The sequence below is a fragment of the Kitasatospora papulosa genome, assembly GCF_000717245.1.
In the GTDB taxonomy this organism is placed as follows: domain Bacteria; phylum Actinomycetota; class Actinomycetes; order Streptomycetales; family Streptomycetaceae; genus Streptomyces; species Streptomyces papulosus.
Genome location: NZ_JNYQ01000001.1, coordinates 614,668 through 627,940, shown reverse-complemented (window position 1 = coordinate 627,940; position 13,273 = coordinate 614,668). Strand labels below are relative to the sequence as shown.

The following is a 13,273-nucleotide window of genomic DNA, read 5'->3' as shown; positions in this document are numbered from 1 at the left end:
CGGTCCCGTGCCGGGCCACTCCCGGTACGGGACCCGCCCGGTACGGGGCCGACCCGCGGGTGCGGCAGAATCGTGTGCATGGGCATAGTGGCCGGCTTGGACAGTTCATCCGCCTTCACGCACATCGTCGTCTGCGATACGGACACCGGTGAGGTGCTGCGGCAGGGGTACGCCGCGCATCCCGTCGAGGCCAAGGCCTCCGAGGTGGATCCGCAGGCGTGGCTGCTCTCACTCGGTGAGGCGGCCTCCGGAGGGCTGCTCGAAGGCGTACAGGCCATCGGTGTGTCCGCGCAGCAGCACGGGCTGGTGCCGCTGGACCACCAGGGCAATCTCGTACGGCCGGCGATGCTCGGCAACGACCGGCGTGCCCAGGCCGCCGCGGCGGATCTGATCGACGGGCTCGGCGGGCGGCAGCCCTGGGCCGAGGCGGTCGGGGCGGTGCCCCAGGCCTCGCAGCCCGTGGCGAAGCTGCGCTGGCTGGCGCGGAGCGAGCCGGAGAACGCGCAGCGGGTCGCCGCGGTCCTGCAGCCGCACGACTGGCTGGTGTGGCAGCTCCTCGGCCGGCCGGCCCGCCGGACGACGGACCGCGGTGCCGCGTCCGGTACGGGTTACTGGTCGGCGGGTTCCGGTTCCTACCGGCCCGACCTCGTGGAGCTGGCGCTCGGCCACCAGGCCGCGCTGCCCGAGGTCCTCGGCCCGGCCGACGCCGCCGGGACCACACCGGAGGGGCTGCTGATCTCGGCGGGCACCGGCGAGACGATGGCCGCCGCCTTCGGGCTGGGTGTCGCCGTCGGGGACGCCGTCGTGTCGCTCGGCGCCTCGGGCTCGGTGATGGCCGTGCACCACGAGGCCCTGGCCGACCCCACGGGGATGATCACCTCCTTCGCCGACGCGACGGGGATGCACCTGCCGGTGGTCCACACCTCGAACGCGGTGCGCGCCCTGCGCGGCACGGCGGAGATGCTCGGCCTGGAAGGGCTCGACGAACTGTCCGCGCTGGCGCTGAAGTCGACGCCGGGAGCCTCGGGGCTCGTCCTGCTGCCGTATCTGGAGGGCGAGCGGACCCCGCAGCTGCCGCACACCGCCGGAACGCTCAGCGGGCTGCGGCGTGAGTCGATGAAGCCCGAACACCTGGCACGGGCCGCGTTCGAGGGGATGCTGTGCTCGCTGGCCGACGCACTGGACGTGCTGCGGGACCGCGGCGTGGAGGTACGGCGGGTGTTCCTGCTGGGGGCCGCGGCCGAACTGCCCGCCGTGCAGGCGCTGGCGCCCGCGCTGTTCGGCAGCCAGGTCGTCGTGCCGCAGCCCGCCGAGTACGCGGCACGGGGCGCGGCCCGGCAGGCGGCGTGGGCGCTCGGGGTGTCGCAGGGGACGCTCGATCCGCGCACTCCCCCGGCCTGGCAGGGTGCGTCCGCACAGGTGCTGGAGCCGGGTGAGGAGCTCGCGGTGGGCGGCGCGGTGCGCCAGCAGTACGGGGCCACCCGGGACCAGATCCACCCGGGGGCGTTCGGCGGATCCGTCTGAGAGGGAGCGCCCGCGCGGCCGAAAACCGCGCGGGACCCGTGATTTGACCCGGGCTTGAGCAAAAGCGTTGGCAGTCGGGGACCGGAGTACCGGAGTATGTATCGGCCTCTTCCTTCGCCGACTCCGAGAGACTCGTGTGCTCATAAAACTCCTGCGGACCTATCTGGGCCCGTACAGACGTCCCATCGTGCTGCTGGTGCTGCTCCAGCTCCTGCAGACCTGCGCCAGCCTCTATCTGCCCAGCCTCAACGCGGACATCATCGACAACGGTGTCGTGCGGGGTGACACGGGTTACATCCTGGAGTTCGGCGGCGTGATGATCGCCGTCAGCGTCCTCCAGATCGTCTGCAACATCGGGGCGGTCCACTTCGGGGCCCGGACGGCGTCCGCGCTCGGGCGGGACGTGCGTGCGTCGGTCTTCGGCCGGGTGCAGTCGTTCTCCGCGCGCGAGGTGGGGCGGTTCGGGGCCCCTTCGCTGATCACCCGGACCACCAACGACGTGCAGCAGGTCCAGATGCTCGTCCTGATGGCGTTCACCCTGATGGTCTCGGCGCCCATCATGTGTGTCGGCGGCGTCATCATGGCGCTCGGCCAGGACGTCCCGTTGTCGGCGGTGCTGCTGGCCGTACTGCCCGTCCTCGGTGTCTCGGTGAGCCTGATCGTGCGGCGGATGCGGCCTCTGTTCCGCACGATGCAGGTACGGCTGGACGCGGTCAACCGGGTGCTGCGTGAGCAGATCACCGGTAACCGCGTCATCCGCGCCTTCATCCGTGACGGCTACGAGGAGGAGCGCTTCCGGGGCGCCAACACGGAACTGACCGACGTCGCGCTGTCGACGGGGCGGCTGATGGCCCTCATGTTCCCGACGGTGATGACGGTCGTGAACCTGTCGTCGATCGCGGTGGTCTGGTTCGGGGCGCACCGCATCGACAGCGGCGGGATGCAGATCGGGGCGCTCACCGCGTTCCTCGCGTATCTGATGCAGATCGTGATGTCGGTGATGATGGCCACCTTCATGTTCATCATGGTGCCGCGCGCCGAGGTCTGCGCCGAGCGCATCCAGGAGGTCCTGGAGACCGAGTCGAGTGTGGTGCCGCCCACCGCTCCGGTGACGAAGGTGCTGAAGCACGGGCATCTGGAGATACGGGGCGCGGAGTTCCGCTTCCCGGGCGCCGAGGAGCCGGTGCTGCGCTCGGTCGATCTGGTGGCCCGGCCCGGGGAGACGACCGCGATCATCGGGTCGACGGGCAGCGGGAAGTCGACGCTGCTCGGGCTCGTACCGCGGCTGTTCGACGCGACGGACGGCGACGTCCTGGTCGACGGTGCGGATGTGCGGACGCTGGATCCCGTCCTGCTGGCGAAGACCGTGAGCCTGGTCCCGCAGAAGCCGTACCTGTTCTCGGGGACGGTCGCGACGAATCTGCGGTACGGCAATCCGGACGCGACCGACGAGCAGTTGTGGCACGCGCTGGAGGTGGCGCAGGCGAAGGACTTCGTGGAGCGGCTGGAGCACGGCCTGGACGCGCCGATCGCGCAGGGCGGGACGAACGTCTCCGGCGGTCAGCGGCAGCGTCTCGCGATCGCGCGGACGCTGGTGCAGGAGCCGGAGATCTATCTCTTCGACGACTCGTTCTCGGCTCTGGACTACGCGACGGACGCCGCGCTGCGCGGGGCGCTGTCCCAGGAGACGGCGGGGGCGACCGTGGTGATCGTGGCCCAGCGGGTGTCCACCATCCGTGACGCCGACCGGATCCTGGTGCTGGACGAGGGCCGGGTCGTCGGGACGGGCAGCCATCACGAGCTCATGGAAGGCAACGAAACCTACCGGGAGATCGTGCTCTCCCAGCTGACGGAAGCGGAGGCCGCCTGATGGCAGGACCGGGCGGACGGATGATGATGGGGCCCACCGAGCGCTCCATGGACTTCAAGGGATCCGGGAAGCGGCTGCTGAGGAGGTTCAGCAAGGAGAAGGCGTCGCTGTACCTGATGCTGGGTGCCGTGGCGCTGAGCGTGGCGCTCTCCGTCGTGGGGCCCAAGATCCTCGGTGCGGCGACCGACCTGATCTTCGCGGGTGTCGTCGGACGGCAGATGCCGGACGGCACCACCAAGGAACAGGCCATCGAGAGCCTGCGCGCGAAGGGCGACGACGGGCTCGCCGACATGCTGACCGGGGTGGACTTCACGCCGGGCACCGGCATCGACTTCGGCGCCGTGGGACAGGTCCTGCTCGCGGTGCTGGTGGTCTACGTCGGCGCGGGGCTGCTGATGCTGGTGTCGACCCGGGTGTCGATCCGGGTGATCAACCGGGTCGTCTTCCAGCTGCGCGAGGACCTGCAGACCAAGCTGGCACGGCTCCCGCTCTCGTACTTCGACCGGCAGCAGCGCGGTGAGGTGCTGAGCCGGGCGACGAACGACATCGACAACATCTCCCAGACGATGCAGCAGACGATGGGCCAGCTGATCAACTCCCTGCTGACCATCGTCGGCGTGCTGATCATGATGTTCTGGATCTCGCCCCTGCTGGCCCTGGTCGCGCTGGTGACGATCCCGCTGTCGGTGTTCGTCGCGGCGCGGGTCGGCAAGCGGTCGCAGCCGCACTTCGTGGCGCAGTGGAAGGTGACGGGCAAGCTCAACGCCCACATCGAGGAGATGTACACCGGCCACACCCTGGTGAAGGTCTTCGGTCGGCAGGAGGAGTCCGCCCGGGACTTCGCCGAGCAGAACGAGGCCTTGTACGAGGCGGGCTTCAAGGCCCAGTTCAACAGCGGGATCATGCAGCCGCTGATGATGTTCGTGTCGAACCTGAACTACGTGCTGGTCGCGGTCGTCGGCGGGCTGCGGGTGGCGTCGGGTGCGCTGTCGATCGGTGACGTGCAGGCGTTCATCCAGTACTCGCGGCAGTTCTCGATGCCGCTGACCCAGGTCGCCTCGATGGCGAACCTGGTGCAGTCGGGGATCGCGTCGGCGGAGCGGGTCTTCGCCCTGCTGGACGCCGAGGAGCAGGCGCCCGACCCGGATCCCGCCGAGCGGCCCGAGGAGCTGCGCGGCAGCGTCGCGCTGGAGCACGTGTCCTTCCGGTACGACCCGGACAAGCCGCTCATCGAGGATCTCTCGCTGAGCGTGGAGCCCGGCCACACGGTCGCCATCGTGGGGCCGACCGGTGCCGGCAAGACGACCCTGGTCAATCTGCTGATGCGGTTCTACGAGGTGACGGGCGGCCGGATCACCCTCGACGGGGTCGACGCGGCCCGGATGACGCGCGACGAACTCCGCTCGGGCATAGGGATGGTGCTCCAGGACACCTGGCTGTTCGGCGGCACGATCGCGGAGAACATCGCCTACGGCGCCTCGCGCGAGGTGACCCGGGAGGAGATCGAGGAAGCGGCGCGTGCGGCCCACGCCGACCGTTTCGTCCGTACGCTGCCCGACGGGTACGACACGGTGATCGACGACGAGGGCGCCGGGGTGAGCGCGGGCGAGAAGCAGCTGATCACGATCGCACGGGCATTCCTGTCCGACCCGGTGATCCTGGTGCTCGACGAGGCCACCAGCTCGGTGGACACCCGTACCGAGGTGCTGATCCAGAAGGCGATGGCGCGGCTGGCCCACGGCCGTACGAGCTTCGTGATCGCGCACCGGCTCTCCACCATCCGGGACGCGGACGTGATCCTGGTGATGGAGAACGGCTCGATCGTCGAGCAGGGCACGCACGACGAGCTGCTGGCGGCCGAGGGGGCCTACGCCCGGCTGTACGCGGCCCAGTTCGCCCAGGCGCTGGCCGAGGTCGACTGACGGCGCCGCCCCGCGGCCGTCGTGGGAGAGGGAGGGCGGGGACGGCTCATGGGAGCCGTCCCCGCCCTCCGGCGTTCCGGTCAGTCGAGGTAGCCGCGGAGCTGGTCGGCGAAGGCGTGGCCCCGCAGCTTGTCGAGGGTCTTGGACTCGATCTGGCGGATGCGCTCGCGGGTCACGCCGAAGATCCGGCCGATCTCCTCGAGCGTGCGGGGCCGTCCGTCGTCCAGTCCGTAGCGCAGCTGGACGACCTTCCTCTCGCGCTCCCCGAGCGTGGAGAGGACCACCTCCAGGTGCTCGCGCAGCAGGAGGAAGGCCGCCGTCTCCACCGGTGAGGCGGCGTCGCCGTCCTCGATGAGGTCACCGAAGGCGACGTCGTCCTCCTCGCCGACGGGGGCGTGCAGGGACACGGGTTCCTGGGCGAGGCGCAGGACCTCGGAGACGCGTTCGGGGGTCAGGTCGAGCTGGGCGGCGACCTCCTCGGGAGCGGGCTCGTGGCCGCGTTCCTGGAGCATGCGGCGCTGGACGCGTACGACCCGGTTGATCAGCTCCACGACGTGCACCGGGACCCTTATGGTCCGGGCCTGGTCGGCCAGTGCGCGGGACATCGCCTGGCGGATCCACCAGGTCGCGTACGTGGAGAACTTGTAGCCCCGTGCGTAGTCGAACTTCTCGACCGCCCTGATCAGTCCGAGGTTCCCCTCCTGGACCAGGTCGAGCATGGTCAGACCGCGGCCCACGTACCGCTTGGCCACGGAGACCACGAGGCGGAGGTTGGCCTCGATGAGCCGGCGCTTCGCCATCCGCCCCATCACCACGAGCCGGTCCAGATCGACGGCGAGCCCGGAGTCGGGGTCGGGGGTGCCGGCGAGCCGTTCCTCGGCGAAGAGTCCCGCCTCGACACGGCGGGCGAGCTCCACCTCGTCGGCGGCGCTGAGCAGCGGTATCCGTCCGATCTCGCGTAAGTACTGGCGGAAGAGGTCGGAGGTCGGGCCGCCCGACTCCGGGCGGCTCCGGGGCTCCGGGAGCTCCCGGGGCTCCACCGGTTCCTCCAGCACCGGTTCGGGCGTGCCCGCCGTCTCCGGGTGACGTGTGACCCGGTTCTGCGCGGGAATCGCCGGGACATGCTCGGTCGTGGTCGGCACGGTCCGGGTCTGCACGGGGGCGACCTCCAGGTGATCGCTGCCGGACCGCGGGGATGGGGTCCGCCCTGGGCGGACCGGCCGCGCTCCGATGACTCAGGCACCGCCACCCAGTGTGGGGTACGACACATCGCCGCCACGAGGGGCGTGCGGTGACTTTTTGCGTCCGGAGCGTGACGGGGTGCTGATGCGCCTCAGAGGGCGGCGGCGCCGTGGCTGCGCAGCGACTGCGCGTACTGCTGGAGGACCCAGACCTCGTTCTGGGCGGCGGCCAGGTGGTCCGGGGCGACGTTGCTGCCGAGCCGGGCGAGGCTGCTCTGCACGTCGTCGATCCTGCGGTCGACGGCGCGCAGGCGGACCTTGACCAGGTGCTCGCCCGCGTAGGTCTCGTCGATGGACTTGCCGTGGAAGACCTCGACCGCGAGCTCGGTGACGAGCTTGCGGACGGTGTCGTCGGGGGTCGCGTCGAGCACCTGGACGAGGTAGTCGCGGGTCTCGGCGACCCCCATCTCGGCGCCGCCCGCCTCCGCGATGCACTGGCGCACCGCCGCGTAGGGCGGGGCGGTGAACTCGTCGATGCCGTACGCGTCGAAGGCGGGCGAGACCAGTGCGGGCTTCTGCAGGGCGAGCTTGAGCAGCTCGCGCTCCGTGCGGTGCGCGGGGCTGCGGAGGTTGAGCGCGGGGCCGGGAGGTGCCGTGGGCGCCTGGATCTGGTGCTGCGGGGCACCGCCCCGGGAGGGCTTGCCCGGCGCGGGTCCGCGCTCGCCCCGGCCGCGGGCCCACTGGGCGAGCTGGTTGACCCGGTGGACGACGAACTCCTGGTCGAGGATGCCGACGAAGCCGGCGAGCTGGACGGCCACCTCCCGCTGCACGCTGCTCGTCTTGATCTTCGCCACGACGGCGGCCGCCTCGTCGAGCGCGGCGGCGCGCCCGGCGGGGGTCTCCAGGTCGTACCGGCCGACGATCTGGCGGAGCGCGAACTCGAAGAGCGGGGTGCGGGGCTCGACCAGGTCGCGTACGGCGTCGTCGCCCTTGGCGAGCCGCAGGTCGCACGGGTCCATGTTGTCCGGGGCGATCGCGATGTATGTCTCGGCGGCGAACTTCTGGTCGTCCTCGAAGGCGCGCAGGGCGGCCTTCTGGCCCGCCGCGTCACCGTCGAAGGTGAAGATCACCCGGGCGCTCCCGTTGTCCATCAGGAGGCGCCGGAGGATCTTGATGTGGTCGTTGCCGAACGCTGTGCCGCAGGTGGCGATGGCGGTCGTGACCCCGGCGAGGTGGCAGGCCATGACGTCGGTGTAGCCCTCGACGACGACGGCGCGGCTCGCCTTGGCGATGTCCTTCTTGGCCAGGTCGATGCCGTACAGCACCTGGGACTTCTTGTAGATCGACGTCTCGGGGGTGTTGAGGTACTTCGGGCCGTTGTCGTCGTCCCGGAGCCTGCGGGCGCCGAAGCCGACGATGTCGCCGGAGGTGTCGCTGATCGGCCACATCAGCCGGCCGCGGAAGCGGTCGATGGGGCCGCGGCGGCCGTCCTGGGAGATGCCGGAGCTGATGAGCTCCTTGTCGCTGAAGCCCTTGCCGCGCAGGTAGCGGGTGAGGTGGTCCCAGCCCGCCGGGCTGTAGCCGACGCCGAAGTGGGCGGCGGCGTCCTGGTCGAAGCCGCGCTCCGCGAGGAACCTCCGGCCGATCTCGGCCTCCGGGCCGTTCAGCTGCTCGCGGTAGAAGTCGGCGGCGATCTTGTGCGCCTCGACCAGCCGGATCCGCTCACCGCGCTGGTGGGAGGGGTTGTAGCCGCCCTCCTCGTACCGCAGGGTGATGCCCGCCTTGGCGGCGAGGCGTTCGACCGTCTCGGAGAAGGTGAGGTGATCGATCTTCATCACGAAGGCGATCGTGTCGCCGCCCTCCTGGCAGCCGAAGCAGTGGAACAGGCCCTTGCCCGGGCTCACCTGGAAGGAGGGGGACTTCTCGTCGTGGAAGGGGCAGAGTCCCTTGAGGTTGCCGCCGCCCGCGTTGCGCAGTTGGAGGTACTCGGACACGACGGCGTCGATCGGGACCGCGTCCCGGACCGCCTTCACGTCGTCGTCATTGATCCTGCCTGCCACGTGTGAAGTCTACGGGTGGGGCCGGGCGTCCGGGACCGGCCGGTCGCGGGGAAGCTCCCCGGGCGGCGGACGGGTCCCGGATGGCCGGGCAGCTGTCAGAACAGGGAGTCCAGGGGCACCGACGGGTCTCCCAGGGCGTCCGCGTCGACCGGCCGGGCGGCCTTGATCAGCTTCTGGATGTCCTCGGTGACGTCCCACACATTGACGTTCATCCCGGCCAGGACCCGGTGGTCCTTCAGCCAGAACGCGATGAACTCGCGCTTGCCGGCGTCGCCCCGGATGACGACCTGGTCGTACGAGCCGGGCGGCGCCCAGCCGGAGTACTCCAGGCCGAGGTCGTACTGGTCGGAGAAGAAGTACGGCACGCGGTCGTACGTCACGTCCTGGCCGAGCATGGCCTTCGCCGCGGCGGGTCCGCTGTTCAGGGCGTTCGCCCAGTGCTCCACGCGCAGCCGGCCGCCGAAGAGCGGGTGGTGGACGGACGCGATGTCCCCGGCGGCGTAGATGTCGGGGTCGGAGGTGCGCAGCGAGGCGTCGACGACGACACCGCCGCCCTGGGACCGGTCCGCCATGTCGAGCCCGGCGGCCTCGGCGAGCGAGGTGCGCGGGGCCGCGCCGATCGCGGCGAGCACGTCGTGGGCGGGGTGCTCCTCGCCGTCGTCGGTCCGGACGGCGAGGACCAGGCCGTCCTGCCCGGTGATCTCGGTGAGGCGGGCACCGAAGTGGAAGCGGACGCCGTGTTCGGCGTGCAGGTCGGTGAAGATCTGGCCGACCTCCGGTCCGACGACGTGGTGCAGCGGGGTCGCCGACGGGGCGACGACCGTGACCTCGGCGCCGTATTCGCGTGCGGCGGCGGCGATCTCCAGGCCGATCCAGCCGGCGCCGGCGATCACAAGGTGTCCGTTGTCGCGGCCGAGGGCGGAGAGGACGCCCCTCAGCCGCTCGGAGTGGGCGAGACGGCGCAGGTGGTGGACGCCGGCCAGTTCGGTGCCCGGGATGTCGAGGCGGCGGGGCTCGGCGCCCGTGGCGAGGAGCAGCTTGTCGTAGTGGACGACCGTGTTGTCGCCGAGCTGCACGGACCGGCCGGCCCGGTCGATGGAGGTGACCACCTGGCCGAGGTGCAGCTCGATGTCGGCGCCCGCGTACCAGGCGGTCTCGTGGACGAAGACCGACTCGCGTTCGTCCTTGCCCAGCAGGTAGCCCTTGGACAGGGGAGGCCGCTCGTACGGATGGTCGCGCTCGTCGCCGATGAGGATCACCCGGCCGCTGAAACCCTCCGCCCGCAGTGTCTCGGCCGCCTTCGCTCCGGCGAGTCCTCCGCCGATGATGACGAACGTCCGATGTGCGTCGACCACTTGATGCCTCCTCGGTACTTGGCTGCGCGGCGCCTCCACCTGCGAGCGTCCCGCACGCAGCGTGATGGCGAAAGAGGGTGTGCCCCGATCAGGTCACGGCCTGTGGCATGTGGCCCGGTCATGGTCCAGTGTGCCGGGCGCCCGTGAGTGTTCCGTGAAGGGACCGGGCGGAGGCGTCGGTGAGTGCGGCGATCTGGTCGACGAGGACCCGCTTGCGGGCCCGGTCGTCGGGGGCCGCCGTGTACAGGGCGCGGAACTGCGGCTCCAGTCCTTCGGGCGCGCGTGCGGTGAGGGCGGCGGCGAGTTCGGCGATGACGACGCGCTGTCCCGCGCGGATGACCTCCTGCTCGGCGCGCTGCATGACGTAACGGTCCGCGACGGCCTTGAGCACGGCGCACTCGTTGCGCACCTCGCGCGGGACGATGAGCTCGGCACCGTGTCTGGCGAGCCGTCCGGGGCCGTACGCGGTCCGGGTCGCGGTCTCGGCCGCGAGGCAGAACCGGCCGATGAGCTGGCTCGTCGCGTCCTTCAGCCGGGCCTGGGCGACCGCGGTTCCGTCGTAGCCGCGCGGCCACCACTCCTGGGCGGTGAGCCGGTCGAGGGCGTCGGCGAGCTCCTGCGGGTCGGTGTCCGCCGGGACGTACCGGCCGACGGCGACGGCCCAGATCTCCGCGCGCTCCGGCCCGGCGAAGAGACAGCCCGGGTCGATGTGGCCGGCGTGCAGCCCGTCCTCGAAGTCGTGCACCGAGTAGGCGACGTCGTCGGACCAGTCCATGACCTGGGCCTCGAAGCACCTGCGGTCCCGTGGCGCGCCCTCACGGACCCAGGCGAAGACGGGCAGGTCGTCCTCGTACACACCGAACTTCGGTGAGCCGGGGTCGGTGGGGTGCGCGCCCCGGGGCCAGGGGTACTTGGTGGCGGCGTCGAGGGCGGCGCGGGTGAGATTGAGCCCGACGCTGACGTGCTCCCCGCTGCGGGGGTCGCGGACGAAGCGCTTGGGTTCGAGGCGGGTCAGCAGGCGCAGCGACTGGGCGTTGCCCTCGAAGCCGCCGCAGTCCGAGGCGAAGTCGTCGAGGGCCTGTTCGCCGTTGTGGCCGAAGGGCGGGTGGCCCATGTCGTGGGAGAGGCAGGCCGCCTCGACGAGGTCGGGGTCGCAGCCGAGGGCGGCGCCGAGCTCCCGGCCGACCTGGGCGCACTCCAGGGAGTGGGTGAGCCGGGTGCGCGGGCTGGCGTCCCAGGCCCCGCTCAGGGTGCCGGGCGTGACGACCTGGGTCTTGCCCGCGAGCCTGCGCAGGGCGGCGGAGTGCAGCACCCGTGCGCGGTCGCGCTGGAAGGCGGTGCGGCCGGGCTGTTTGTCGGACTCGGTGTCCCAGCGCTCGGTGTCGGCTGCGCCGTAGGGCGTGTCCCTGGGGTCGTGCGTACCGTCCATGGTCCCGACATTAGACCGACGGACTGACGGGGCGGGTCAGGCGCCGGCCCGTAGGGGCGGACGCGTCAGGGCTCCGTGGGCGGGCGCGGCGCCGGTCAGGGCCTGGTCGTAGCGGTGCAGCAGGAGGCGTGCCATCGCCGGGTGCGCGCCGAGCGGCGCGGCGGCGACGCCCGGCGCGGCCGCTGCCGAGACCGTCGCGAAGCGGCCGGGGGCCGTGAAGTACGAGGCGAGGGCAACCCGGTGGCGGCCGCGGGCGGCGAGTGCGCGCAGGGCGGTCGGCACGTCGGGCGTGGCGGCGGAGGCGTAGGCGGGGACGACGGGGACGCCGCCGAGGCGGTCGCTGAGCATGGCGGCGCTGCGGCGCGCGTCGACGTCCGAGTCCGGGTCGCGTGACCCCGCGGCGGCGAGGACGACGGCGGCGCTGCGGCTCGTGCCGTCCTCGTCCCGCCAGCCGGCCTCGACGAGACGCCCGTACAGGGCCTCGACGAGCAGCGGGTGCGGTCCGAGCGGGGCCGCGACACGGGCGCGGAGGTGGCACGCGGCCGCCGCGGCGAGGGGCAGGTCGTGCCGGACGTGGTGGCCGCGGCCGAGCAGCAGCGGTACGAGCACGGCGTCGCCCCGTCCGACGCGGTCGAGTGTGTCCGGCAGCAGGGGCTCGTTCAGTTCGATGTGGCCGAGCCGGACGTCGAGGCCGGGCCGCAGCTCCCGCACCCGGTCCAGGAGCTCCAGGACGGTGCACAGGGCCTGCGGGTCCCGGCTGCCGTGCGCGACGGCGACCAGGGTGGGGGCGGATCTGCGGATGCGGTGCATGGGCCTGCGGGTTCCGTTCGGGGAGACGAGGCTGAGCTGGGTTCCGAGCTGGGCGGTGATACGGGTCAGGAGTTGCGCCGTGCTGTCGAGGGGCAGGGCGTCACGGGGGTGTTCCGGTGCCGGCTCCGTCATGGACCGATGGTGCGGGGCGGACGTTGCGGGGCCGTTTCGCCTCGGTCACGGGTGTTTACCTCCGTCTCACGGGGAGAGCGCTCGCGGTGTCGGTCGCCATGCTCCTCCCCGCCGGCGGCGTGAACCATTCGCCCTCGTCGTTCGTCCCCTTCCACGAGGAATCCGGTACGAGGGCGGGGGCAGGGCATGCGGCTGAGGACACCGTGGGAGCGGGGCCGTGCGGGGGCCGCGGTTCCGGGACGGCTCACGGTCGCCCGGCTTCGGCTGCGGCCGCCGCGGACCAGGCGGGGGCAGCGGCGGCTGGTGCAGGCGCTGATGGTGGCCTGCGCGGTGGCGCTGGCGCCCGCGACGTGGCTGCACACCACGGCCGACGCCCGGGTGAGGACGACGGCCGGGGCCCCGGCGCAGGAGGTCGCCGTGGTGTTCGGGGCCGGGCTGTGGGAGGGACGGCCGTCGCCGTATCTCGCGCGCCGGCTGGACGCCGCCGCCGAGCTGTACCGGACCGGGAAGGTCAGGGTCGTGCTGGTCACCGGGGACAACAGCCGCGTGGAGTACGACGAACCGAATGCCATGCGCACGTACCTCACGGCACAGGGGGTGCCGGACGGGCGGATCGTCAGCGACCACGCGGGCTTCGACACCTGGGACTCCTGCGTCCGGGCGAGGAAGGTGTTCGGGGTCGACCGTGCCGTGCTGGTGAGCCAGGGCTTCCACATCCGGCGGGCGATCGCGCTCTGCCGCTCGGCGGGGATCGACGCGTACGGGGTCGGGGTCGACGACGTGCACGACGTGACCTGGTACTACGGCGGGACGCGGGAGGTGTTCGCCGCCGGCAAGGCGCTCCTGGACGTGGTGTTCGAGCCGGATCCGCACTTCCTGGGCCCGCGCGAGCCCGGGGTGGCGGAGGCGCTCGCGGAGGACCTCACCGCGGCGGGCGGGGCGGGCTGAGGTGCGCGTACCGGGGGCGTAACCGGGCGCACCGGCAGCTGT

General features: G+C 71.8%; 9 protein-coding genes. 4 read left to right on the top strand and 5 right to left on the bottom strand.

Annotated features, from left to right (window positions below):
• The first annotated feature begins 78 nt into the window (after positions 1-78).
• The 3 genes from IA22_RS0102620 to IA22_RS0102610 all read left to right on the top strand — a co-directional run bounded on the left by IA22_RS0102620 (position 79) and on the right by IA22_RS0102610 (position 5,316).
• Positions 79-1,524 (top strand): FGGY family carbohydrate kinase, encoded by a 1,446-nt coding sequence (locus IA22_RS0102620; RefSeq protein WP_014156407.1) that lies wholly within the window; start codon positions 79-81, stop codon positions 1,522-1,524.
• A gap of 136 nt (positions 1,525-1,660) precedes the next feature.
• Positions 1,661-3,394 (top strand): ABC transporter ATP-binding protein, encoded by a 1,734-nt coding sequence (locus tag IA22_RS0102615; protein WP_030122619.1) that lies wholly within the window; start codon positions 1,661-1,663, stop codon positions 3,392-3,394.
• Positions 3,394-5,316 carry an ABC transporter ATP-binding protein gene (locus tag IA22_RS0102610; protein WP_014156405.1) on the top strand — a complete coding sequence of 641 codons (1,923 nt, stop codon included), beginning with the start codon at positions 3,394-3,396 and terminating at the stop codon, positions 5,314-5,316. Before IA22_RS0102615 ends, IA22_RS0102610 begins: the two co-directional genes overlap by 1 nt.
• A gap of 80 nt (positions 5,317-5,396) precedes the next feature.
• Here IA22_RS0102610 and IA22_RS0102605 read toward each other — a convergent pair whose 3' ends face one another.
• From IA22_RS0102605 to IA22_RS0102585, 5 genes are all read right to left on the bottom strand, one after another.
• Complete coding sequence (locus tag IA22_RS0102605; RefSeq protein ID WP_030122618.1) at positions 5,397-6,473, bottom strand: RNA polymerase sigma factor; 1,077 nt, start codon at positions 6,471-6,473, stop codon at positions 5,397-5,399.
• Positions 6,474-6,649: 176 nt separating this feature from the next.
• Positions 6,650-8,557 carry a DNA primase gene (gene dnaG / locus IA22_RS0102600; RefSeq protein WP_014156403.1) on the bottom strand — a complete coding sequence of 636 codons (1,908 nt, stop codon included), beginning with the start codon at positions 8,555-8,557 and terminating at the stop codon, positions 6,650-6,652.
• Between the two features lie 95 nt (positions 8,558-8,652).
• Positions 8,653-9,912, bottom strand: coding sequence for an NAD(P)/FAD-dependent oxidoreductase (locus IA22_RS0102595; RefSeq protein ID WP_014156402.1), 1,260 nt, complete (start codon positions 9,910-9,912; stop codon positions 8,653-8,655).
• Between the two features lie 118 nt (positions 9,913-10,030).
• Positions 10,031-11,341 (bottom strand): deoxyguanosinetriphosphate triphosphohydrolase, encoded by a 1,311-nt coding sequence (locus IA22_RS0102590; RefSeq protein ID WP_014156401.1) that lies wholly within the window; start codon positions 11,339-11,341, stop codon positions 10,031-10,033.
• Positions 11,342-11,377: 36 nt separating this feature from the next.
• Positions 11,378-12,283, bottom strand: a complete 906-nt coding sequence (locus IA22_RS0102585; protein WP_014156400.1) for a sirohydrochlorin chelatase — start codon at positions 12,281-12,283, stop codon at positions 11,378-11,380.
• Positions 12,284-12,469: 186 nt separating this feature from the next.
• Between IA22_RS0102585 and IA22_RS0102580 the strand changes: the two genes are divergently transcribed.
• Positions 12,470-13,231 carry a SanA/YdcF family protein gene (locus IA22_RS0102580; protein ID WP_030122617.1) on the top strand — a complete coding sequence of 254 codons (762 nt, stop codon included), beginning with the start codon at positions 12,470-12,472 and terminating at the stop codon, positions 13,229-13,231.
• The last annotated feature ends 42 nt before the right edge of the window (positions 13,232-13,273 follow it).